This window comes from Rhodococcus sp. IC4_135 (assembly GCF_011602025.1).
GTDB classification, from domain to species: Bacteria; Actinomycetota; Actinomycetes; order Mycobacteriales; family Mycobacteriaceae; genus Rhodococcus_F; species Rhodococcus_F baikonurensis.
In genome coordinates this window covers 32,610-56,595 of record NZ_JAAOLG010000012.1, presented here as the reverse complement: position 1 = coordinate 56,595, position 23,986 = coordinate 32,610, and the positions used below count along the sequence as shown (strand labels likewise).

General features: G+C 62.7%; 18 protein-coding genes. 6 read left to right on the top strand and 12 right to left on the bottom strand.

What is annotated here, in order from left to right; translation table 11 throughout:
• Positions 1-21: 21 nt before the first annotated feature.
• From G8767_RS21080 to G8767_RS21070, 3 genes are all read right to left on the bottom strand, one after another.
• Positions 22-2,136 (bottom strand): S9 family peptidase, encoded by a 2,115-nt coding sequence (locus G8767_RS21080; protein WP_095971420.1) that lies wholly within the window; start codon positions 2,134-2,136, stop codon positions 22-24.
• A complete protein-coding gene (locus G8767_RS21075; RefSeq protein WP_166811576.1) occupies positions 2,133-3,026 on the bottom strand; it encodes a phosphoribosylaminoimidazolesuccinocarboxamide synthase in 894 nt (297 codons plus the stop codon). Before G8767_RS21075 ends, G8767_RS21080 begins: the two co-directional genes overlap by 4 nt.
• Before the next feature lie 155 nt (positions 3,027-3,181).
• Positions 3,182-4,216: an ABC transporter substrate-binding protein gene (locus G8767_RS21070; RefSeq protein ID WP_124568777.1), complete on the bottom strand. Its 1,035-nt coding sequence runs from the start codon at positions 4,214-4,216 to the stop codon at positions 3,182-3,184.
• Positions 4,217-4,466: 250 nt separating this feature from the next.
• Between G8767_RS21070 and G8767_RS21065 the strand changes: the two genes are divergently transcribed.
• Complete coding sequence (locus tag G8767_RS21065; protein WP_095971422.1) at positions 4,467-5,399, top strand: tyrosine-protein phosphatase; 933 nt, start codon at positions 4,467-4,469, stop codon at positions 5,397-5,399.
• 96 nt (positions 5,400-5,495) lie between these two features.
• Here the strand turns inward: G8767_RS21065 and G8767_RS21060 are convergent, their stop codons facing one another.
• From G8767_RS21060 to fepB, 3 genes are all read right to left on the bottom strand, one after another.
• Entirely contained in the window at positions 5,496-6,158 is a 663-nt protein-coding gene (locus G8767_RS21060) for a response regulator transcription factor (RefSeq protein WP_166811574.1), read from the bottom strand.
• The gene (locus G8767_RS21055; protein WP_234036671.1) at positions 6,155-7,468 is read right to left on the bottom strand and encodes a histidine kinase; all 1,314 of its coding nucleotides are present in this window, start codon (positions 7,466-7,468) and stop codon (positions 6,155-6,157) included. The genes G8767_RS21060 and G8767_RS21055 overlap by 4 nt, the downstream gene beginning before the upstream one ends.
• 110 nt (positions 7,469-7,578) lie before the next feature.
• The gene (gene fepB / locus G8767_RS21050; protein WP_166811572.1) at positions 7,579-8,574 is read right to left on the bottom strand and encodes a Fe2+-enterobactin ABC transporter substrate-binding protein; all 996 of its coding nucleotides are present in this window, start codon (positions 8,572-8,574) and stop codon (positions 7,579-7,581) included.
• Between the two features lie 66 nt (positions 8,575-8,640).
• On the opposite strand from fepB, the gene fes reads away from it, so the two are divergent.
• Positions 8,641-9,876, top strand: a complete 1,236-nt coding sequence (gene fes, locus G8767_RS21045; protein ID WP_166811570.1) for an enterochelin esterase — start codon at positions 8,641-8,643, stop codon at positions 9,874-9,876.
• Between the two features lie 13 nt (positions 9,877-9,889).
• Here the strand turns inward: fes and G8767_RS21040 are convergent, their stop codons facing one another.
• The 5 genes from G8767_RS21040 to G8767_RS21020 all read right to left on the bottom strand — a co-directional run bounded on the left by G8767_RS21040 (position 9,890) and on the right by G8767_RS21020 (position 15,136).
• Positions 9,890-11,278, bottom strand: coding sequence for a DUF1254 domain-containing protein (locus G8767_RS21040; protein WP_166811568.1), 1,389 nt, complete (start codon positions 11,276-11,278; stop codon positions 9,890-9,892).
• Between the two features lie 55 nt (positions 11,279-11,333).
• A complete protein-coding gene (locus G8767_RS21035; protein WP_166811566.1) occupies positions 11,334-11,747 on the bottom strand; it encodes an HIT family protein in 414 nt (137 codons plus the stop codon).
• A 65-nt stretch (positions 11,748-11,812) separates the two neighbouring features.
• The gene (purB, locus tag G8767_RS21030) at positions 11,813-13,234 is read right to left on the bottom strand and encodes an adenylosuccinate lyase (RefSeq protein ID WP_095971426.1); all 1,422 of its coding nucleotides are present in this window, start codon (positions 13,232-13,234) and stop codon (positions 11,813-11,815) included.
• A 68-nt stretch (positions 13,235-13,302) separates the two neighbouring features.
• Positions 13,303-13,911, bottom strand: a complete 609-nt coding sequence (locus G8767_RS21025; protein WP_166811564.1) for a TetR family transcriptional regulator — start codon at positions 13,909-13,911, stop codon at positions 13,303-13,305.
• Positions 13,912-13,975: 64 nt separating this feature from the next.
• Positions 13,976-15,136, bottom strand: a complete 1,161-nt coding sequence (locus tag G8767_RS21020; protein WP_166811562.1) for a pyridoxal phosphate-dependent aminotransferase — start codon at positions 15,134-15,136, stop codon at positions 13,976-13,978.
• Positions 15,137-15,298: 162 nt separating this feature from the next.
• Between G8767_RS21020 and G8767_RS21015 the strand changes: the two genes are divergently transcribed.
• The 4 genes from G8767_RS21015 to G8767_RS21000 all read left to right on the top strand — a co-directional run bounded on the left by G8767_RS21015 (position 15,299) and on the right by G8767_RS21000 (position 23,260).
• A complete protein-coding gene (locus tag G8767_RS21015) occupies positions 15,299-16,909 on the top strand; it encodes an ABC transporter substrate-binding protein (RefSeq protein ID WP_166811560.1) in 1,611 nt (536 codons plus the stop codon).
• Positions 16,910-16,963: 54 nt separating this feature from the next.
• Complete coding sequence (locus tag G8767_RS21010) at positions 16,964-20,332, top strand: serine hydrolase (RefSeq protein ID WP_166811559.1); 3,369 nt, start codon at positions 16,964-16,966, stop codon at positions 20,330-20,332.
• A gap of 20 nt (positions 20,333-20,352) precedes the next feature.
• Positions 20,353-21,750, top strand: coding sequence for a serine hydrolase domain-containing protein (locus G8767_RS21005; protein ID WP_124568787.1), 1,398 nt, complete (start codon positions 20,353-20,355; stop codon positions 21,748-21,750).
• 121 nt (positions 21,751-21,871) lie between these two features.
• Positions 21,872-23,260 carry a HAMP domain-containing sensor histidine kinase gene (locus G8767_RS21000; protein ID WP_166811557.1) on the top strand — a complete coding sequence of 463 codons (1,389 nt, stop codon included), beginning with the start codon at positions 21,872-21,874 and terminating at the stop codon, positions 23,258-23,260.
• Positions 23,261-23,263: 3 nt separating this feature from the next.
• Here the strand turns inward: G8767_RS21000 and G8767_RS20995 are convergent, their stop codons facing one another.
• Positions 23,264-23,938 (bottom strand): response regulator transcription factor, encoded by a 675-nt coding sequence (locus G8767_RS20995; protein ID WP_166811690.1) that lies wholly within the window; start codon positions 23,936-23,938, stop codon positions 23,264-23,266.
• Between the last annotated feature and the right edge of the window lie 48 nt (positions 23,939-23,986).

Sequence of the window (23,986 nt, the reverse complement as noted above, 5' to 3'; positions counted from 1 at the left end):
CGAACCTGATTGGTGCAGAAGCTAGTTCGCGCCCACGGTATCCAGAACCCAGGCGAACTCGAACGCGACCTCTTTCCACTTCTCGTAGCGACCGCTGACACCGCCGTGTCCGGCGCTCATCTCGGTCTTGAGAAGTAGCGGAGCGTCACCGGTCTTCGTGGCGCGCAGTTTTGCAACCCACTTGGCCGGCTCCACGTACAGAACGCGGGTGTCGTTGATGCTCGTGATCGCAAGAATGGCGGGATAGTCCTTGGCTTCCACGTTCTCGTACGGGCTGTACGAGCGCATGTAGTCGTAGACATCCTTGTTGTGCAGCGGATCTCCCCATTCGTCCCACTCGATGACCGTCAACGGCAGCGACGGGTCGAGAATCGACGTCAGCGGGTCGACAAACGGAACGTTGGCGAGGATGCCGGCGAACAGTTCCGGAGCGAGGTTGGCGACGGCGCCCATCAGCAGTCCACCCGCACTACCACCGTCGGCGACCATTCGATCGGCCGACGTGACACCGGTGTCGATCAAATGCTGTGCGCAGGAAACGAAATCGGTGAAGGTGTTCTTCTTGGTGAGCGTCTTGCCGTTTTCGTACCAGTGACGGCCCATCTCGCCGCCGCCGCGCACGTGTGCGACGACGAAGACGACACCGCGATCGAGCAAGGACAAGCGGGCAACCGAGAACGACGGGTCGATGCTCGCCTCGTAGGAACCGTAGCCGTACAACAACAGCGGCGCGGGACCTTCGGGCGCACCGACGCGCCTGACGATCGAGAGCGGAATGCGGGTGCCGTCGTCGGCCACTGCCCAGTCGCGACGCTGCTCGTAGTTGCTCGCGTCGAAGTCACCGAGAACGGGCTGCGACTTACGCAGTGCCAGTTCACCACTGGCGACGTAGTAGTCGTACACCTGCCCGGGAGTGATGAACGACGTGAATCCGAGCCGAATGGTGGGCTGCGCCCATTCCGGGTTGGACCCCATACCGATGCTGAAGAGTTCTTCGTCGAAGTCGATCTCGTGACGCTCACCGTAGCCGTCGGCGGTCAACGGCCACACGGCAACCCGAGTGAGCGCCTCGCGACGGTAGCTCAGCACGAGGTGTCCGGCAAAGGCTTCGGCTTCTTCCAGACGAACGTCCGCGCTGTGCTCGATCAGCGTCGTCATGTTCGTCGGATCCGACACGGGAGCTTCCACCAACACGAAGTTCTCGGCCTTGACGCCGTCGACGACGTCGTTGTGGAGAATGAGAAAGCGATCCTCTCCCCCGATCACCGCGTGTTCGGCCCCGTACTCGACGCCCTCGCGGCGCGGGATGATGACGCGGAAGTCGCCTTCCGGGTTCGCCGATTCCAGCATCCAGCCTTCGCTGGTCACCTTGGAACCGACCCAGATCATCAGGTACTTCTCGCTGCGGGTCGACCCCACCGAAACCCAGTACCGTTCGTCGGGCTCGTGGAACACCGAAACATCTTGGCTCTGCGGCGTTCCCAGCTTGTGACGCCACACGGTGTCCGGGCGCCAGGAGTCGTCGACGGTCATGTAGAAGACATGACTGTGATCGATCGCCCAGGTGGCACCAGGTGCGGTGTCGGGAATCTCGTCGGCGAGCATCTCGCCGGTCTCGAGGTTCTTGAACCGCAAGGTGTACCGCTCGTCTCCGACGATGTCCACCGAGTACGCGAGCAACGTGCCGTCCTCGCTGATGGAGAACGCCCCGAGCGAAAAGAACTCGTGCCCTTCGGCTTCGACGTTGCCGTCCATGAGGATCTGCTCACCGGCCAACTCGACGCCAGGCGTCAGGTTGGGCGGAGTCCAGTCGTCTTCACCGGCAATGGGACACCGGCACTGGACGGTGTACGACTTACCTTCCACACTGCGCGAGTAGTACCACCACTTACCCATGCGAGTGGGCACCGACATGTCGGTTTCCTGCGTCCGCGACTTGATCTCCTGGAAGATCTTCTCGCGCAACGGCTCGAGAGCGGCCGTCTGCTCGTCGGTGTACGCGTTCTCGGCTTCGAGGTACGCGACTACCTCGGCGTTGTCCTTGTCCCGCAGCCACTCGTAGTCATCGACGAACGTGTGTCCGTGATGGGTACGTTCGACAGGGACCTTCTTTGCGACCGGCGGGATCAGGCTCATGCGCTGGGACCGACCCAATCGTCGAAGGACAACCCGGAAATGCGTTCGTACGCCTCGATGTAGCGGGCACGAGTCGCGTCGACGATCTCCTGCGGCAACGGCGGAGGTGTCGTGTCCGAGCTTCGATCCCAACCCGATTCGGGGCTCGTGAGCCAGTCGCGAACGAACTGCTTGTCGAAACTGGGCTGCACCTTGCCCGCTTCGTAGCCATCGAGAGGCCAGTAGCGCGAGGAGTCCGGGGTGAGCACCTCGTCGGCGAGTACCAGGTTTCCACCGGAGTCGAGGCCGAATTCGAGCTTGGTGTCCGCCAGGATGATTCCGCGATCGGCCGCGAAGTTGGAGGCGCGGGCGTAGACGTCGAGGGTGTCCTCACGAAGCTGGACTGCCAGCTTCTGACCCACCTTCTCCACTACCTGATCGAAGCTGATGTTCTCGTCGTGATCGCCGAGGGCAGCCTTCGACGCCGGGGTGAAGATGGGATCGGGCAGCCGCGACGCCTCGACGAGGCCCTCGGGCAACGCGACGCCGCACACTGCTCCGGTGTTGTTGTAGTCGACCAGGCCGGAGCCGGTGAGGAAGCCACGGACGACGCATTCGACGGGAACCATGTCGAGGGAGCGCACGACGAGGGCGCGGCCGAGAACCTCTTCCGGGATGCGATCGTCGTCGGGCTCGCCGGCCAGGTGGTTGGTGCCACCGAGGACGTTGAAGAAGAACACGCTCATCGCTGTGAGAACGCGGCCTTTGTCCGGGATCGGTGTGCTGAGCACGTGGTCGTAGGCCGAGATCCGATCACTCGCGACAAGCAGCAGATGCTCGTCGTCGATCGTGTAAAGGTCACGGACCTTGCCACCGGCCAGATGAGTGTAGGAATCAAGTGTAGGACGCACCCGGTCACCCTATCGGGCGTTCGCAGTTCGTACAGAACCCCGGTAGCCGGGACGGGTAAGCGTCCTCGCCGTTCGGAGAGCTGTCCGCCCTGCTCATCCGGATATGCAGGTGGCCCCTCGCCAGCAGGCGAGAGGCCACCGTCACAGTCGATGAACTACTGGTTTGCGGGCAACTTCGACAGGCCCTCGTCGATCGAATCCAGCGTCAGAAGGGCCGTCTGATAGGTCGCGGCCAACGAATGCCGGACCTGGACGACGTTGCCGGCCTTCACTGCGGGCAATTCCTTCCACAGCTCGGAATTGACCAGCTCCTGCAACTGCGGCGACATCGAGCCGTCGGCGTTGAGGCCGTAGACGATCACGTCGACATTTCCGAGATTCTCGCCGATCTTCTCGATGGATACCTGTTCGACGTGGATGTCGGCCGGGTCTGCGGGGGTGCCGGGGAACTGCAGCCCCAGTCCGTCGAAGAGATTCGTCGTGTACGAAGACGCGTACTCGCGTGAGAAGGTGCCTGCCTCCGGCTTGCAGACGTTGCACACGCCGCCGAAGCTCAGCGCGCCGAGCTTGTCCTTGTACTTCGCGGCCAGCTCGGCAGTTTTGGCGTCGTAGTCGTCCTTGAACTCTCCGTAGGTGTCGGAGACGTTCGCGGCGTCGGCGAACTGCTCGCCCAGCACTCGCCAGTCAGCTGGAACCGTCGGTCCCAGGAAGACGACGGGAGCGGCAGCCTTGAGCTGAGCCATGTCCAGCTGACTTTCGACACGAGCGGGAACGCCCATGATGATCAGATCGGGCTCGGCAGCGACGATCCCCTCGTAATTGAGCTGGGAGACGTTGCCGTCGGGCGCGACCTTCGGCAAAGCTTCGTAAGCGGCCTTGGTCTTGTCGTCCATGTTGCCGAGTTCACGGGTCCACTCACATACCGCAGCCAGGTTCGCTCCCGCCTGAATCAGCGGCAGGACCGCATATCCGCAGGCCACGATCCGCTGCGGGTCGCTCGGGATCTCGATGGATCCGTTCTGCGCCTCGAAGACACGGGTCTGCGAGCTCGCGGCTGTCGTCGACGATTCGGACGATGCCTCCTCGGAGTTGCTGCAGCCGGCGACGCCGACCGCCAGCGCAGCTGCTGCACCGATCACCACTGCGCGGCGAAACCGCGACAGACCTTGAACCCGCATGTTGAACTCCATCTGAACGCACCGGACTGCTCCGGAATTGATTTGGTGAGGCTAACCAATATCAGGGCGGCGGGAGTTTGCACAAACACAGGTCTCGAGGAATGAACTGCGCCTCCCGAGCCGCTCACGCTCACAGCAGCACGCCTCCCACTGAGAGGGAGCAAAGCAAGATTCCTCTCGAATCGGACACGCGAACTCGCTACCTTGCCTTCGCGATACCTCATCGACTCGCCACTCTCTCCGCTCGACGAAGGGCTCACACATGTCCCGATCCACGCGTACCTGCTCACTACGGTCTGCCGCGGCCATTGCGTTGACCAGTAGCTTTCTCATCACCGGCTTCGGCGCCTCGATCGCACAGGCCGAACCTGCCCCCTCTGCTCCACAGTTCGGCTCGCTTGATTTCGGATCCAGCGACTTCGGCAGTGCCGAGCAGACCCCAGATGCCCCGCGGCTGACCGGGATCGACAATTTCCGCGATGTCGCAGGCACCGGCGCCGGATACTCGGGAACTTTCGGTCTGCCCGTCAACAAGGGGGTCTTCTACCGCGCGAACGCGATCACGCCCAAGGGCGATGACATGAGCATTCTCGAAAAGCTTGGGCTGACAAAGGTTTACGATCTGCGCACCGAACCCGAGATCGCCAGTAAGCCGGATGTCCTGCCCGACGGGGTTGCATACGAGAACATTCCGATCCTGTCCGGGAACATTGCCGAGATGGTCGCGAAGATCAAGTCCCCCGAGGACTCTCGATCGATGATGCAGGACATGAACCGCGCCTTCGTCACCGGAGCGACGGAACGAGCCGGATTCGCGCAGTTGCTCACAGGCCTCGCCGAAACCGAAGGCGCACAGGTCTTCCACTGCACCGCAGGCAAAGACCGCACCGGCTGGACATCGTTTCTCCTGCTGAGCATCGCCGGCGTCGACCGCTCGGTGATCATGAACGACTACCTCCTGACCAACGAGTACACGGCCGAAGGCATGAAGGCCACGCGCGCGGGCATTGCGGCGAGCTTGGGAGAGCAGATGGCGGTCAACATGGAGCCCCTATTGGGTGTCGAGGCAAGCTATCTCGATGCCGGCCTCGCACAGTTGGACCAGACCTACGGGTCGGTCGATCGCTACCTGACCGAGGGCTTGGGCCTGAGTGCGGCAACTGTCATGGCACTCAAAGCCAAACTGCTGGGCTGAGCCGAACAGATGCCCCGGGTTCGACGTGGGATCGAGCCCGGGGCACGTGCACTTCTCTGCCCGTGCCGTGCCGGATGCGCCGCAGCGCCCCGTGCGTCAGCGCGATACGGCGATCACGTTGTTTCGGTACGCCCAGATGACGATCTGCACACGGGTACGCACCTGCAGCTTCTTGCAGATGTTGCTGATGTGCGACTTCACCGTGCTCTGCTCGAGGCTGAGGGAATCGGCGATGTCGTTGTTTCCCAAGCCTTGTGACAGCAACTGCACCACATCCATTTCACGTGCACTGAGACCGTGATCCGATCCGGAGCGCGCTGTGGACATGGGTGCAGGCTTGCGCCTCGCGAACTCCACGATCAGTCTCGAGGTCAATCTCGGCGAGAGCACCGAGCCACCCTCGGCCACGGTCAACACTGCCGACGAGAGTTCCTCGGGATCGGCGTCTTTGAGCAAGAACCCGGCGGCGCCGCTGTCGAGTGCCTCGAATACGTACTCGTCGAGATCGAACGTGGTGATCACGATGACGCGGGTTGCCGGAAACTCGGCAAGAACCTCCCGGGTCGCAGTCAATCCGTCGCCGTGCGGCATGCGGATGTCCATCAGCACGACATCCGGACGCAGTGCACGCACATGCTCGTACGCCTCGACTCCCGTCTTGGCATGCCCGACGACGCGAATTTCGGGGTGACCGGAGAGAAACAGTTCGAAACCCTGCCGTACCACCTGCTGGTCGTCCGCAATAAGGACATCGATCATGCGTTGATCCTCCCGTTCACCGGCACCAGTGCCTGCACAGCCCACTCACCTTCCGAATTCGGTCCGGCGTCCAGTTGACCACCCATGAGCGTCGCGCGTTCGCGCATTCCCACAATTCCGAGGTTTTGCCCGTCGGAGGCCGGGCGAGAATTACCGAGAGTGTTGATCACCCGTACCCTCACCGCGCCCGCTTCTCGGCTCAGGCACACCTTGGACTCACTGCCCGGCGCATGACGAAGGACGTTCGACAACGCTTCCTGCACGATGCGGTAGCAGGTCAACTGAACTCCGCTGTCCAGGTCGTCGAAGCGGCCGACCTTCTCCAGCGAGATCGACGAGATGGTGCGCCTGCAGTCGTCCACCAACTCGTCGATGTCGGAGACCATGGGCGTCGGGAAATCGGGGTCTTCCTCACCCAGGCGAAGTATCCCCACGATCTGCCGCAAGCTGTTGAGGGCTCGCTGCCCCTGCTCGATGACGCCGCCCAGGAGGGCTTGCGCTTGTTCGGGATTGCTCGAGAAGAACTTGTCGGCGGCACGGGCCTGGATGATCATGCCGGTCATGTGGTGAGCCGCGACGTCGTGCAACTCACGTGCCATGTCCTGACGTTCGGCGACAACGGCATTCGCGATCTTGCGTTCGCGGTCCCGGTGCAGATCCGCTACTGCCTGACTGTTCTCCACAGCTTGCTTTCGCAGGCGCGCGACGATCTTTCCCATGGCGGCGACAACCAGAAAACTGGTGACGGTGTTTGCCGCCGGTTCGAGGAACAGGTGGGGCAACTCCCCCACCTGAACCTCGGCGACCGTCAGCCCGTCCCGTTCGGTGAGATACATCGCCAAGATCACGTCCATCGCCATTCCGAGGACCAACAGTCCGGCCAAGCGCATGCCTGTCACCCGGATGGACACTGCCATGATCGCGAACCAGAAAAGCGGCGTTGCCCCGAGCGATCGACTGCCGAGGAAGAGCATCAACCCGCCGGATCCTGCCAGCGTCAGTAGGTAGTACGCGATCGGGTATCGACGGCGCGCACACGCCACCACGGTCAGCGCCGTCAGGAAACCCATGATGCCGACGACGGTCGCCGGATCGCTCAGCACTCGATTGCTCGTCTCGGGTTCAGTCTTGAGACTGGCGAGGCCGAATACCCAGGGCACGCTCAACAGGCCGACGATCACGGCCGCCGTAGCCGGGTTGCTCAGGTTGAAACGTCCCCACCCTCGCGATGTCAGGGCTTGCCCCGGGGCATTCTGACCAGCCGAGTCGAACATCCACTCCCCATTCCGCATCCAGTGATTGACGTTCATGGTGGCATGCGCGCACCACTTGGTCCCACATTCGACGAACGTGAAGGGAATGTTCGATTCTCGGTTACGACCAAAGGACTAGTTCGGGTGAAAGTACTAGTACTTATGGATCAGCTGAACTGTTCGACTAACCGGTTCACCATATTGGTGGCGCTGTAGTAGTCGAGACGGAAGGTGTCCAGCCCCACGGCGTAGACGTGGTGATCACGAATTGCCGGATGCTGGGCCAACAGGGGAAGTGCCTCGACCGCCTTCACCGCGCCGTCGTCGGCGCTGACCAAGATCAGGGTGTTGCCCGCGATACCGTCGTAGAGGTTCTCGGCCGAGACCTGAATGATGTCCTTACGCTTGCCCATGGACTCACTGCTCTTCGCGGACTCGGGAATGTCGGCGACAGTGAAACCCATCGCCGTGAGCAACTTCGCCTGCCCGGACTCGTGCGTCCAGATATTGGCACCGCTGCCGTCCTCGTAGTAGACCAGCGCGGTGGTCGGCTGCGGTGGAAGCGTGATCTCGGCTTTGGCAGCCTCTACTGCGTTGTCGAATTTCGCGACCGTAGCCGCGGCGTTGTCTTCGAGACCTGTCGCCTTACCCAGAACAGAGGCAACTTCCTGCCAACTGCTTCCGCCGTAGTCCACCACGATCGTCGGAGCGATGGCCGTGAACTGCTCGTACAGGTCGACGACGGAGTCACCGCCTGTCGCCGAGACGACGATCAGATCCGGGTTCTGAGCCAGAACGGATTCTGCGTTCGCGCCGCCCATCGGCAACACGGCAAGTCCGCGTTCTCGCGCGATGTCGCCCCACTGTGTGAACAATCCCTGCGCATCGGACACATCGGTGTTCGGTCCTGTCGATGCGGTAGCCACCACCGGAGCGTCGATCGACAACAGTGTGCCCGTCAGCGTCACACTGGTCGAGACGATTCTCTCCGGCTTCGACGTGATCTCCACCGGGCCTTTCGGCGTTTCCACGGTGCGCGGCCAATTACCCTGCGAGACAGCTGAGTCAGCATCGGAATCGGCATCCGCAGAACTACATCCGGCGAGGGCGAACCCTGCGACCAAGACTGCGGAGAGCACCTTCAGGGTGCGTGATTTTTTCATTGTGACGCCCACTGGCGGACCACTCCTCGAATTCAAAAGCCCATCAAATTAGGTTAGGCTGTGCTCATGCTAACCCAGCCGGCGACTGATCTGTCCGCTTCCCTCGCGGCCTCGCCCGACATCGACACGTTCTGGAACCGGATAGTGCAACAGGGCACGCCGATCATCGAAAGCGTTGATCCACAGAAAGTTCGGGTCACATTCCTCTGGCGGCAGCCCGACGAGATGGAGGTCGAGCGCGTCTACCTGGATGCAAACTCGCTGACCGACCACCACGCGGAACAGCTCAGCGTGATGCACAGGATCGGCGATAGTCCGGTGTGGTTCTACGCCACCGAAGTCTCGAACACCTGGCGTAGTAGTTACAGCTTCATCCCGGTACCGAAGTCCGTAGTCGACGAACTCGACTATCCCGGAGCAGGCAAGGAAGACACGACTCGCCGCACCCGATGGCTGGGGTTGCTCGAACACCGAATCGCCGACCCGCTCAATCCGCTCTCCGCGGGCGTGGACACAAGACGCTCCGGCGCCGAGATGCCCTCGGCGCCGGTCCAGTTCGGCTGGGATGCTCCGGTTTTCAGAAAGTCGGTGCAGCTCGCCTGGGACAGTTCGGCTCTAGGCGTCGAACGACCGGTGTGGATCTACGAGACCGTGGACGACGGGCTGACACCGCTCGAAGAACGCCCACTCGTGATTCTTCTCGACGGGCGCCACTGGGCCGAGGTCATGCCCGCGGGTGCCGCTTTCGATCGTGCAGTCCAGACCGGCAAACTGAAATCCTGCGTTCTGCTGGCGATCGACTCCGTTGACAATCAACGTCGTTCGAAGGAATTGCCGTGCAACCGCGAATACTGGAGTGCAGTCGTCAACGAACTGCTTCCGCAGGTACGCGCCGTCGCACCCTTGTCATCTGATCGAACGCGAACCGTCGTCTCGGGGCAGAGCTTCGGCGGTCTGTCCTCGATGTTCGCAGCACTCGAATTTCCCGAACACTTCGCTCTGGTCGCCAGTGGGTCCGGATCATTCTGGTGGCCAACGGGTTTGAAGCGCGGCGAGGACGGCCCGGCGGGCGGAGACATAGCCGCACGCATCGAGCGCGACGGCGTGCCGGACGGTTTACGCGTTGTCCTCGAAGTAGGTAAGCACGAGTCCGACATGGTCGGGCACAGCGCAGCGGTCGCCCAGGCATTGGAGGCCGCCGGAGCACAAGTGTCGTATCGGATCTTCGACGGCGGCCACGACTGGTTGTGCTGGCGCAGTGCCCTTCTGGACTCCGTTGTCGAACTGATCGGCAGTCCGTGAGACGGACAACGCTCTAGGCCGGCTCGATGTCACCAAGCTTCCATGTCCGGTCGAAATAGGGCTCGAGAGGTCCGTAGAAGCGGAAGTACGAGAACCAGTGCCGGCCCGGAATGGTCTGAACCCAATTGGATTCCTTCCCTTCCGGGGCAGTAGGTCCGTAGTAGAGATCCACTGAACCATCGTCGTTGACAACAAGATCGGGATCTCGCGAACCACGGTCGCCTCTGCCCTGCTCGTTGTCGACCAGGCACCGGGTGTCGATCGAGTAGACCGTCGCGGACCAGAAGAGCTTTGCCGGGACATCGGCGGGCACGTGGAGTGTGTAACTCTTTCCTCCGTCCAACCAGTGGCCGTCGGTATCGGAGTAACTACCCAGATACGCCTGGCCGAGCCCCGGCGTCGTACTCTTCATCGCCTCCGAGAAACTGACTGCCTCGTAGAACCACGACGCGCGTTCGTAGAACTCGTCGTAGTTGTCCGCCCGCTGAGCAGAGTTGTCCAGAACAATCGCCAAGTCCCACTGACGATCGGGCCAGTAGCGCGAGCCGGGGAACCGCTTGACGAATGCATTCGCTTGCGCGAACACCTCCCCCACCTCGACGGCCCGCTGCAAGATCTTCCGCAAGCGGTCGTCCGGGGCAAACGGTTTGCCCTTCTCTATCCCCAACTGCCGAAGCCACGCCATCGGGAAGCGGTCGCGCTCTTCGACGGGTTCGTCCTGCACGATGTCGTGTAGGAGCTCCCAGTAGCGAAGACCTCGCGGCTGAATTCCGCTCCAGGGCTTGCCGTCCGGTGAGACGAGCCGAGTGGGAGTCGGATTCGCGCGATCGGCGTAGGGGTAGACGCGCACTGCCTCGACCAACGCACTCGAACGCGCCGGGTCGGGATCGAGCGTGCGGAAGCCGAACATGATGTGCATCATCGGGGAGTGGACGACGGTGTATTCACCTGTGTCTTCAGCACTCTGGCCTGGGCCGACCACCACTGTCTTGCCACCCTTGCCGGCGTCGGGGCCCATCTCACCGAGCACTGCGACTTCCCGTTGCCAGAAATCCGCGATACCCCCGGCTGTCGGACCCGGCGGCAGTTCGATCACCAACGGCCCCGATACACCGAGATCGAAGAAGTTCAAGATGTACGGCGTCGTCGCGTTGGCGGTGATCAGCCCCAGTCGGTCGCGATACGATCGATAGACGACGATATCCGACGCGGTTGCTCCGAAGATGTTGGTATGCACGTCCATCCACTGCGCCCAGGAGACGATGGGGATGGCCCACAGGTACGCCTGGACCGCAGTCTGGAAGTCGAACTCGTCGAACACCGTTGCGATGTTCTCGCGAGCGGGAAGCTCTGCGTCCCTGGGGACCACTCCGGAGGAATACGTCAGTTCGATGTCGGCCATACCCAGATGGTGCTGAAAGAAACCTCGGCGCGAATCACCCGCACCGGGTGAACCTCTAGTTCAGCGCGGCGCGAATGACAGCAGCCGTGCTGTCGAGTATTGCCCGATTGGGTGTGCGAGGAAGCGCGCGCAGACCGAACCCGTCGTCGCGATTGCGCGGAATGACGTGCAGATGAACGTGGAAGACTTCCTGCCCCGCAACAGCTCCGTCGGAGAGATGCAGGTTGACCCCGTCGATGGGGAGGGGGCCGGTACGCATCGCTGCGGCAATCTTCTGCGCGACGGCAAAGATCCTGGCGCCGTCGTCGGGGTCGAGCGTGGACAATCCACTGGCGTGGCGCTTCGGCACGACCAGGAGATGGCCGGAGGTGAACGGCCGAATATCCATGAAGGCAAGAACATTCGTGTCGTCGTAGACGACACTGGCCTCGGCCTCACCGGCAATGATGGAACAGAAGATGCAGTTCATGCTTTTCGACCCGGTGCGCCTTTTCGGTGGTGACGGCCACCGAAAAGGCGCACGGGGCGTAGCCCTTACAGAATCGGCGACGGCGCGTACGCCGCAGCTTCGGGATTGGCGTCGACAAGTTTCTGCACCTCGGCGACAACGGCATCGACCTGAGCCGAAGCGGCGCCGACAAAAGCGGCCTTGTCGGCCAGAGCCTCGTCGAGTGCAGCGCGGTCGAGCGGCAAACGGTCGTCGGCGGCGAGGCGATCGAGCAGATCGGGCTCCTTGCCCTCTTCACGCATCGCCAGTGCAACTGCGACGGCGTTCTCCTTGATCGCCTCGTGTGCGGTCTCTCGTCCGACGCCCGCGCGGACGGCAGCCATGAGGACTCGCGTCGTCGCGAGGAACGGCAGGTACCGCGTCAGTTCCTTCTCGATCACGGCCGGGTACGCACCCATCTCGATCAGCACGGTCAGGAAGGTCTCGAACATGCCGTCGATCGCGAAGAACGCGTCCGGCAGCGCGACACGGCGCACGACGGAGCAGAAGACGTCGCCCTCGTTCCACTGTGCACCCGCAAGCTCGGCTGCCATGGAGCCGTAGCCGCGCAGGATCACCTGAAGACCGTTGACGCGCTCGCACGAGCGGGTGTTCATCTTGTGCGGCATCGCCGAGCTGCCGACCTGACCGGGCTGGAAGCCTTCGGTGACCAGCTCGTGGCCGGCCATCAGGCGGATCGTGTGTGCGAACGACGACGGGCCTGCGCCGACCTGGACGAGCGCGGAGATGACGTCGTGATCGAGGGAACGCGGGTACACCTGGCCGACGCTGGTCAGTACGTGAGCGAATCCGAGGTGCTCCGCGACCTTCGCTTCGAGCTGCTCGAGCTTGGCCGCATCGCCGTCGAGAAGGTCGAGCATGTCCTGAGCGGTACCCATCGGACCCTTGATCCCGCGCAGCGGGTAGCGGTCGATGAGCTGGCGCAGACGCGTCAGTGCAACGAGAAGCTCGTCGGCCGCGGAAGCGAAACGCTTACCCAAGGTGGTGGCCTGAGCTGCGACGTTGTGCGAGCGGCCGGCCATCACGATGGACGAGTACTCGGCAGCGCGCTCACCCAGGCGGGCGGCGACGGCGATGCCGTGGTTGTAGACGTGCTCGAGCGAACGCACGATCTGCAACTGCTCGACGTTCTCGGTGAGGTCGCGGCTGGTCATGCCCTTGTGGACCTGTTCGTGTCCGGCGAGTGCGTTGAATTCCTCGATGCGTGCCTTCACGTCATGACGGGTGACCCGCTCGCGGTCCGCGATGGACTCCAAGTCGACGTTGTCGATGACGCGCTCGTAGTCGGCGATCGCGTCGGCCGGAATGTCGATGCCCAGCTCTGCCTGCGCACGCAACACCGCCACCCACAATTGGCGCTCGAGCACGATCTTGTACTCGGGAGACCACAGAGCAACAAGCTCCGGGCTGGCGTAACGGTTGGCAAGGACATTCGGGATGCGGCTCACGAGGCCTCAGTCTAACGGTGGCCGAGCAGTGCTGTTACCCCCGAGCTGGAGCAGCTGTCACCCCCCAGCTAGACGACCGGCGGCGCCATCACGTCGATCGATTCCAACAGCATTCCACGGGCCAACCCCCGCGGGTCCGGGTCGTACTCCCCCAGCGCCGTGATCATCGCGCCGTCGACCATCGCGACGAGACGACGCAGTTGCCCCTCGGGAGCCGACCGGCCCGAACGCCGGAGCGCATCGGTCAACAGCTCGTCGAGCTGGGCACGAAGGCGCAGCTGCACGTCACGAAGTGCGGGATGCCGGGCACACGCCACAAATCGTTCGTAGCGCGAGATCAATCGTTCGCGACTCTCCGGCCGCTTCTCTTCGTCGCCGAGCAGCAACTCGACCAATAGTTCGACCGTCGATTCCGCGCCCCGCCGACGTTGGGTCACCGCAGCCACTCTGGCGCGCATCGCTTCCATGTCGGCGTTGCCGTTGAGCTCGACAGCACACGCGATCAGATCGTCGAGTGAATCGAAGTAATAGGTCGTCGACGCCAGCGGAAGATCGGCTCTGGTGGCTACGGCGCGGTGACGAACTGCGTCGAACCCACCCTCCAGCAAAAGTTCAGCAGCGGACGCCACCAGAGCCTGGCGACGTCGTTCACCCTTGGGCGTAGCTGCGGAAGACACCACGACATCGTGCCAGCATGGGGCACCTCCGCATGGCGAAACAGCTCGAAGACCCCGCTGTTTGTTACCCGAGCCACTTCTCGAGGCGGATCAGTGCCTCCTGGATGTCGGCAGTTGCGCCTGCAAACGAGAGTCTGACCATCCGGTTTCCGTGGACGGTGTCGAAATCGATTCCCGGCGCCAGCGCGACCCCGGTATCTGTCAGCAACCGGGCACACCACGCGGTGGCGCCCTCGTCGCCGCACAGATGGCCGATGTCCGCGTAGACGTAGAACGCACCGTCGGCCGGGGCCAACTCGGTGATGCCCAGTTTCGGCAGGCCGGTCAACAGCAGTTCACGATTGACGGCGTACCGCTGAACGTGCCCGTCCAACTCGATCTTCGCCTCGTCCGAGAACGCCTCGATCGCGGCGTACTGCGAGATCGCGGGCGGGCACACCGTCATGTTCGACGCGAGTCTCTGCAGCGGGCGTCGCAGATACGTCGGCACCAACATCCACCCGAGTCGCCAACCGGTCATCGAGAAGTACTTGGACACCGAGCCGATCACAACAGATTCGCGTGAGGTCTCCCAGGCGCTCGACGTGTGCTGATCGCCGTATCCGATGCCGTGGTAGATCTCGTCCGAGATCAGAAGAGTTCCGTGCTCGTCGCACCACGCCGCCAAGGCGGCCAACTCGTCGGGCGAGATCACCGTGCCCGTCGGATTTGCGGGGCTGGCGACGATCAGACCGGCAGGCGGCGACGGCAAAGCCTCCAGCATGTCCACGGTCGGCTGGTATCGGGTTGCCGGCCCGCAGTCGAGTTCGACGACGTTGCAGCCGAGAGCGGCAAGGGTATTGCGGTACGCGGGATAGCCGGGCCGAGCAACCACAACGGTGTCCCCCTCGTCGAACGCGGCGAGGAAGAGCAAGGTGAACGCCCCGGACGAACCGGTCGTCACCACCACGTCTTCGGCGTCGACCGCAATCCCCGATCGCTCGCTGTGGTAGCGCGCAATAGCTTCGCGTAGCGGCAGGATCCCGAAAGTTTCGGTGTATCCGAGTAGTTCGGTGCCCAGAATCTCTCGCGTCGCACGTAGCACCGGTGCCGGCGCGGGAGTCGACGGTTGACCGGCAGCCAACGTCAGAACGTCGCCGTGTGTCCGCTGACGTTCGGTCGCGGCCTTCCATACATCCATGACATGGAAGGTCTGAATATCTGATCGACGAGATTCTGAGCGCACACCCCGACGGTAGCCGAACTGTGGTTCCGCATAAAACGACGACTGCCGATAGTGACGATCCGACAGATTCAGGCGCTCAGTGTGAGTCGATCGAACGAGACCTGGGCCACGTCTCTCGCGCAACATTGATCAACGACTTCCTTCGATCAAAAGGTGCATCAGATGAAAGTTCGCTCAGTGCCCACCGCGGCTCTGGTCACGATCGGCGTGCTCACCGTTGCCTCGTGCGGAAGTTCGTCTGATCCTGGAGGGGAGTCCTCCGGCGATTACGCCAAGGACGGCAGTTTCACGACGATCGTGAACACCGACCCCGGCAACCTTCATCCTCTGATCACCAACTTGACTGCCACGCAGGCAATCAACAGCTATACCAACGACTCGCTGTTGGCCATCGACCCCAAAACCCGTGCAGCGGGCTCGTATCTGGCCGAAAAATGGAGCGAGAACGGAACTTCGCTGAACTTCACCCTCAAAAAGGGGATCACGTGTGAAGACGGCACGACGTTCACTGCCCAGACAGCGGCGAACAACATCAACTGGGTCGTCGACAAGACGAACGGCTCGCCGTGGCTGGGAGCGTCGGTACCCGAAACTGCGGTAGCAACCGCTGACGGCGACGAGCTCACGATCAAGACAGCGGAACCTGCGCCCTTCCTGCTCGAGCGCATCGGTGCTCTCAAACTGGCATGCCAGGCAGCACTCGACGACCCCGCCAGTGTTCGCAGCAGCAGCAACGGAACCGGCCTGTTCAAGGTCACCGAAGTAGTGGCCAACGATCACGTCACGCTCGAGCGCCGCGACGGATACAACTGGGGACCGAACGGCGAAACCACGTCGGACACCCTCGGAGTGCCCAAGACCGTCACGATCAAGATCGTGACCGACGCGGCGACGACGGCGAACCTGGTCCTCACCGGAACGGTGAACGCAGCACCGGTGGCCGGTGCGGATATCGAACGTGTGGAAGCGTCCGGACTGGAGTCGATGACGTCGAACACCTTGAGCGGGCAGTTCATCTTCAACCACAATGCTGCTCTTCCCACCAAGGACGAAGCGGTGCGCAGCGCGCTCGTGCAGGCAATCGATCTCGACGACTACACGGACATCAACACCGGTGGCAAGGGTTCGCGCGCTACGGCATTGGCCGTTGTCGATCCGCGAGCATGTGATTACGACAGTGTGACCGGTGTAGTTCCGAAGTTCGACATGGCCGCGGCGAAGAAGACCCTCGCCGACGCCGGCTGGAAGCCCGGATCGGACGGCGTTCTGACCAAGGACGGTCAACCGCTGCAGTTGACCGTCATCTTTGCCAACTACCGCGATACCACCTCTGCAGCAGCAGAATACGCGATGAAGCAGTGGCAGGAACTCGGCGCGAAAGTAGAACTTCGTGGTGGTGACAACAACTTCATCATCTCCAACACGTTCGCGGCAAAGGACCTCACGTCCTGGTCGATCTCGATCGGTCTCACCGTCCAGAGTGACACTCCCAGCATCTTCGTTCCGTACTTCTCCGGCCCTGTCCCGCCTGCGGGAGTCAACTTCGCATCGATCGACAATCCCGAGTACACCGAACTGGCTGCGAAGGCCTCGGTTCTGCCCGGCCAGGAATCCTGCTCGGTATGGGAGGAAGCGGAACAGGCGCTGTTCACCTCTTCTGACGTCGTTCCGGTGTCCACGTCGCCGAACTTCATGTTCTTCAACGGTGCGACGTCCCTGTACGCGCCGATTGGTGGCACCCTGGCGGGCCCAGGCATCCGAGTTCTGAAATAAGCCGGAAGACAAAGCTTTACGTCTGCATCTATTTCTCCGATTCGAAGGATCTACATGACTGACCGTCCATTTGTTCTCGACGACCTCCACCGTGTGGTCACGCCCACCGAAACCGCACTCTCTCCCGACGGCACCGTGGTCGTCTTCGTTCGCTCGGAAATTGTTGCCGGAAAGGCAACTACATCGCTCTGGGCAGTGTCCCGCGATTCCCAGGCTCGCCGTCTCACTACGGGGCCCGCCGATTCTGCCCCTCGGTTCTCTCCGGACGGAACCTCGATCGCTTTCCTCCGTAAGGTCGGCGACTCCGCGCAGCTGCACCTGATCCCACTCACCGGCGGCGAGGCCGAAACCCTCACCACAGCAGCATCACTCCCCCTCGGCGCCGGAGCAGCGGCCTGGAGCCCGGACGGCAAAGCCATTGCATTCGCCGCAGTGGTCTCACGTTCGGACTCCACCGATCCGAATGCACCCATCGTGACCGACCGGCTCGGATACAAGGTGGACGGCGCCGGTTGGCTCGGCACCTTCCGGCGCCACCTGCACACCGTCGATCTGGAGACGAAGGCGGTTCGGCGGCTCACCGACGGTGATTGGAATGCAGACGTGCCGTCCTGGTCACCCGACGGCACGGCGCTTGCCTTCACCGCCAATCTCGAACCGGACAGCGATCTGAACCTCACCTTCAGCGCTTACCGCATCCTCGTCGACGATCTGTCGGTTCCGCCGCAGCGACTCGGTCACGCCACCGGAGTGCAGGGTTCAACACTGTGGCACCCGAACGGAGATTCGGTTGTCGCCATCGGCACCCCCGAGGTCCGTGTCGGAACTGCAGACCTGATCCGTCTGTCCGTCCCCGGCCCTACCGAAACACCGGTCGACGTCACTCTCACCGCTCATCTCGATCGAAACGTGATGCCCGGTGCGCCTGGTTACCCCGGTGGCACACCGGCACTGTCGAATACTCGCGACGAGATCGTGTTCTGCCTCCGCGATCGCGGATGGACGCATCTGTATGCAGCGGACATCGAAACCGGTACCTCCCGCTCCCTCGTCGCCAATCCCAACGAGGTCGTCTCGGCGCTCTCCGTTGCCCGTGACGCCCGCGTCGCCTCCGTCATCATCACCACACAGCAGTCCTTCGGCGAGGTCGCGCTCGTCGATCTCGACAGCGGCGATGTCACCACGCTGACAGAATTCACCGCAGAAGCGCTCCCCGAGGTGACCCTGTTTGCCGCCGAGGAACGCGAATTCACCATCTCCGACGGCCGTACCGTGCATGGTTGGTTGCTGTCCGCTCCCGAAACCAGTGGCGCCGCACCCCTTCTGCTCGACATTCACGGCGGACCGCACAACGCGTGGACCGGCGTTGCCGATACCTATCACCCCGCCCACCAGGTTCTCGCCGCGCAAGGTTGGCGCATCCTGACCCTCAATCCACGTGGATCGGACGGGTACGGTGCAGACTTCATGTACGCCGTCAACGGCGCCTGGGGTACCTCGGACCAAGCCGACTTCCTCGAGCCGATCGACGCGCTCGTCGCCGAGGGACTTGTCGACGGGGACCGACTGGCGATCACCGGGTACAGCTACGGCGGATACAGCACGTGTCACCTGACGTCGGCAACAGATCGTTTTGCCGCCGCGGTTGCCGGCGGCCTGATCTGCGATTTCAACGCCATGGCCGGGGTCTGCGATTTCGGTCCGCACCTCGCATCGCTCGCGACCGGCACCACTGTTCCCGAGAACTCCGCGGGGCTCCTGGCCGCCTCACCGCTTGCCGCCGTGAAGAACGTGGTGACCCCGACGCTGATCCTGCACGGAAAGTCGGACGAGCGGTGCCCGCTGGGCCAGGCCGAGGCCTGGTTCGCCGCACTGCGCCAGCAGCATGTACCCACCCGACTGGTGGCGTATCCCGGTGCAAGCCACGGGTTCCTCGTCAACGGCTCGATCTCGCACCGAATCGACTACAGCACACGGCTCATCGAGTGGGTCAAGCGATACACCTCCGCGAAGCTGCCCAAGACCGGCCTGGCCAACGCCTCTGCCGGAGCCGATGCCTGGAAGCGTTCACTGGACGTACTGTGTGAGCGTTACGGCGTCACCGGTGCTCAATTCGGTATTCTCACACTCGATTCCAGCGGCAAGGAAATCACCCGTACGACGGTGGCTTCCGGCGTGATCAATGCAGACACCGGGGTCGAGGTCTCCACCGACTCCCTGTTCCAGATCGGATCCATCACCAAGGTGTGGACCGCAATGCTGGTCATGCAACTGGTCGACGAAGGTTTGCTCGACCTCGACGCAACCGTCCGGTCGATCCTGCCCGACTTCGCACTGCAGGACGAGGAAACAGCTGCCCGCATCACGGTTCGGGCACTTCTGAACCATCGCAACGGAATCGACGGTGACCTGTTCATCGACAAGGGGCGCGGAGACGACGTCGTCGAACGCTACGTCGAGGGCCTGCGCGACTTCCGCCAGGTTCATCCACTCGAGGACGGCTTCGCGTACTCGAACTCCGCGTACGTCCTGGCAGCTCGTATCGTCGAGGTTCTTCGCGGCGGCATCTGGGACGACATCCTCAAGGAGCGGATCATCGACCCGCTCGGTCTCGAGCACACACTCACGTTGACCGGAGATGCTCCGAGATACTCTGTGGCCGCTGGTCATACGGGGAACTCCGTCGTGATGCCCGTCTGGCCGATCACGCGCTCGATGGGGCCGGCCGGCTGCATCACCGCCAGCATCGGAGACCTGCTCACGTTCGCCGAACTCGGTCTTCTCGAAGGTCGGAGCGTCGACGGCGTACGAATCGTGTCGGAGAAATCAGCCGCCGCGATGCGTACACCCGAAATCGACATCAGCGATCTGTTCCCGGACAAGTCGGGTTGGGGCTTGGGCTGGTTCCATGAAACCTGGTCGGGCGAAGAGATTTTCGGCCACGACGGCAGCACCATAGGGCAGCATGCGTATCTGCGCATCTTCCCCCGCCACAATGTCGCGATCGCGTTGCTGACCAGCGGCGGGAAGGCCGACGGCCTCTATCGTGATCTCTTCACCGAAGCCGCAGCCGCATTGGTCGGACTCGAACCTCCGCAAGCCCTCGCCCCGAACCCCGCGAGTGTGGAGTCGATTCCGGATTCGGTTCTGGGCAAGTACAGCTCGGGCGGAATAGCAATCGAGTTCCGCCGTGGAGAGTCCGCTGACGAAGCCGTGATCACCGTCATCGGTGACGTCATCCCGAATCCCGAGGAAGACGAAACAGCTCCGAAGAAGCCTGCAACGGTAGCCACTCTCGTGCCGTCCCAGATTCCGGGGACCTGGACCACCCGTCAACCCGGGGCCGCCGGTTGGACGACGGTACGGCCGCACCGCGACGGCGTGTACGTCGGATTCCGCTTCCTACCACGGGTCAACGCGTGACGACGACCGATACACATACGATGACGGAAACACAGAACGCCGAAACACCGAACGCCAGCGAACTCGAGGAATCAAAGATGCAAGAACAGCTTCAGGAACTCGTCGATCAGTGGAGGGTCGAGGCGAACATCCCCGGCGTCTCGGTCGGAATTGTGCATGGCGACAAGGACATCGTCGTCACCAGCGGCATCGAGAGCATCGAAACCCAGCTCCCGGTCACCGACAAGACGATGTTCATGATCGGTTCCACCACAAAGGTTTTTGCTGCAACTGCCGCGATGGCACTGGTCGAGGACGGCCTTCTCGATCTCGACACCCCGCTGATCGAGTACGTCCCCGAACTGACCCTCGCCGACGACGAAGCCACCCGCACCGTCACGATGCGTCACCTCCTGACGCACACCGGCGGATTCACCGGCGACGCCAGCCTCTCGGCCGGTTGGGGCGAAGACGCCCTGGGCCGGTCGATTTCACGGCTGAAAGAACTGCGACAGGAATTTCCCGTCGGAGAAGTCTTCTCCTACAGCAACTCCGGGTTCGTTCTCGCCGGATACGTCGTGGCCAAGATCAGCGGACTGACCTTCGAAGAGTTGGTCAAGCAGCGCGTTCTGGACCCACTCGACATGAAGAACTCGGCGTTCCTGCCCTGGGACGTGATGACTCACCGGTTTGCACTCGGCCACTACATCCGCGACGGTGAGCCGTTCGTGTCCAACGAGACGGGGCTTGACCGCGGCATGACGCCCTGCGGCGGAATGTGGTCCTCGGTGCGCGATCAGCTCGTCTGGGCACGCTACGCACTTTCGGGCGAACACCCCGGTGAGGGACAGCCGCTCGACGAGTCCACCCGGTTGCTGATGCAGAAGCCGCAACGTCCCGCAGCGATGATGTTCGAGGAGGTCGGTATCGGCTGGCTGCTGACTCGATACGGAACCACCCAGGTAGTGCGGCACGGCGGAAACGTCAGCAACCTCCAGGTCTCCGAGTTCCTGACGGTGCCCGAGAAGAACTTCGCCGTCACCGTGCTCACCAACGCACTCGGCGGCGGAATCGGCAAGAAGATCGTCGACTGGTGCATGGCAAACCTCGCGGAACTGCCCGCTCCGGCATCTCTCGACGTGGTCGAACCCGCTCCGTCGGCCGTCGACGCCGTCCTGGGCAAGTACCAGGCCGGCAACCTGACGATGACCGTCGCCCCCGGCGACGAGGGAATCGGCGTCCGCATGGGCAGTGCGCAGGACCTCGGCGAATACGAGGACATCGTCTGGCCGCCGGCGATCCCGATCGCCTTCCTCAACGACCTCGACTTCGCTTCGCGCGCCGACACCACGCGGACGTTGGGGCGCTTCGTCACCGACGACACGGGACGCGCCGTGATGCTCGAATTCGGCGGCCGAACAGCCAAGCGAGTGGCTTGATCCTCTAGACGGGTGACGCGGTCCGATCACGAGGCCGCGTCACCCGTCCTTGTATATGCACAGCCTTTGCATATGCACAGCCTTTGCATGTACACAGCCGCGAAGGTACAGACTGGACGCCATGAACGTCATCGGCGAGTCGATTCTGCACCCGTCCCGGTGGAGCGTGCGTGCCCGGACAACCGTGGCATCGACGCTCGTGATCGCCTTCTGCCTGGTGATCGCCGGGCTTGCACTGGTTTTCGTTCTGGCGAACTCCCTCCATCTGTCCGCACTGAACAGCTCCGAAGCTCGCGCCACGCAGTTGGTCCAGCAACTCGGCGGAAAGAGCCCAGCCGATCTCGACCCGTCACTCCTGTCCACCGACAGTCAGGTCGGAATCGTTCAGATCGTCGACGCCGATCATCGAATAGCGGCCCAGTCTCCCGGAACCGAGAGCGGCCTGCTGTCGGAACAGCGTCTCGGCCCCGACGAGTCGGACGCCTACGGGAGGGTCAAGAAGTCCGACGACGAAGACTACTGGCTGATCGGACGCGGCGCGCAGACGCCGACCGGACCGGTCACCGTGTTCGTCGGCGCCGACCGCGAACCCGTTGAAACCGTGGTGACCACTGTTGCCGTTCTGCTGGCCATAGCCGGGCCCCTGGTTCTGGGACTTGCCGCGTTCGCCACGTACCGCCTGGTGGGTTCGGCTCTCGCTCCCGTGGAACGCATCCGCGCTCGCGTTGCCTCGATTTCGAGTGGGCGCCAGGGTGAACGAGTTCCGGTTCCGTCCGGGAACGACGAGATAGCCCGGCTGGCAACAACAATGAACGACATGCTCGCGCGCCTCGACGAGGGTGCACTTGCTCAACAACGATTTGTCAGCGACGCCTCACACGAGTTGCGCAGTCCGCTGTCCACGATCACGACGGCTCTGGAACTGGCACACCGACGCCCGGATCTCCTCGACGACGCGTTGATCGAAGACGCACTACTCCCCGAGGCGCGCCGGATGCGGCAATTGATCGAGGATCTTTTGATTCTCGCGCGCTCGGACGAAAGCGAACTCGAATCCGCCGGTACCGTCGTGGACGTCGACCTCGACGACATTCTGTTCGCCGAGCAGAAGCGGATCGACGGTATCTCGGAGATCGCGGTCACCGCCCGTGTTGCTCCGGTTCGCGTCTCCGGGGACCCGAGAGCGTTGGCGCGTATGGTTCGCAACCTGGTCGACAATGCAGTGCGGCACGCCGAGACCATGGTGCATCTCGAATGCTCCGAAGACGGCCACGACGCCCAGATCGTGATCGAGGACGACGGGCCCGGAATCCCTGCAGCAGAACGCGAACGAATCTTCGGACGCTTCGTCCGCCTCGACCAGCCGCGGTCGAGGCAGGGAGGTGGCTCCGGACTCGGGCTCTCCATCGCGTCGGAAATCGTTGTGGCGCATCACGGAACCATCACCGTCGACGAGAGTGCCGGCGGCGGGAGTCGATTCGAGGTGACGATTCCGCTACCGACCGACTGACGATCAGGCAGTGCCGACAAAGCGGTACCCGACGCCTCGAATGGTTTCGATGCTGCGGGTTCCGAATGGGAGGTCGACTTTCTTCCGTAGATATCCGATGTAGACCTCGACGATGTTCTCGTCACCTTCGTAGTTGGTGTCCCAGACGGAGCGAACGATCTCGCTCTTGGTGACCACCACTCCGTTGTTGCGCATGAGGAACTCGAGAACGCTGTACTCGCGTGGCGTCAGCGTCAACTCGATTCCCGCTCTGATCACTTGATGTTTCGCGGGGTCGAGGGACAGGTCTCCCACGGTGAGTATCGATGGACGCTGGGGAGCGCCGCGCCGGACCAGTGCGCGGAGCCTCGCTAGGAGTACGACAAACGAGAAGGGTTTGACCAGGTAATCGTCGGCACCGAGGTCGAAAGCATCAGCGAGGTCGTATTCGCCGTCCTTCGCCGAGAGCATGAGGATCGGCGTCCAGACCTCCCGGGCGCGTAGGTCCCGCACGATGTCGTATCCGTGTTTGCCCGGCAACATGATGTCGAGAACGATCACGTCGAATTCGTCGCTGCAGGCAGTCGCGAAGCCGTCGTCCCCGTTGAGTTCCACTGCGGTCACGAATCCCTCGGCTACCAATCCCCGCCGGATCGTCTCGGCCAGGCGCACTTCGTCTTCGACTACCAGTACTCGCACCGCCGGCCCCGTTTCGTCGACACGCAGTTGTTCGGATGCACCCAGTAG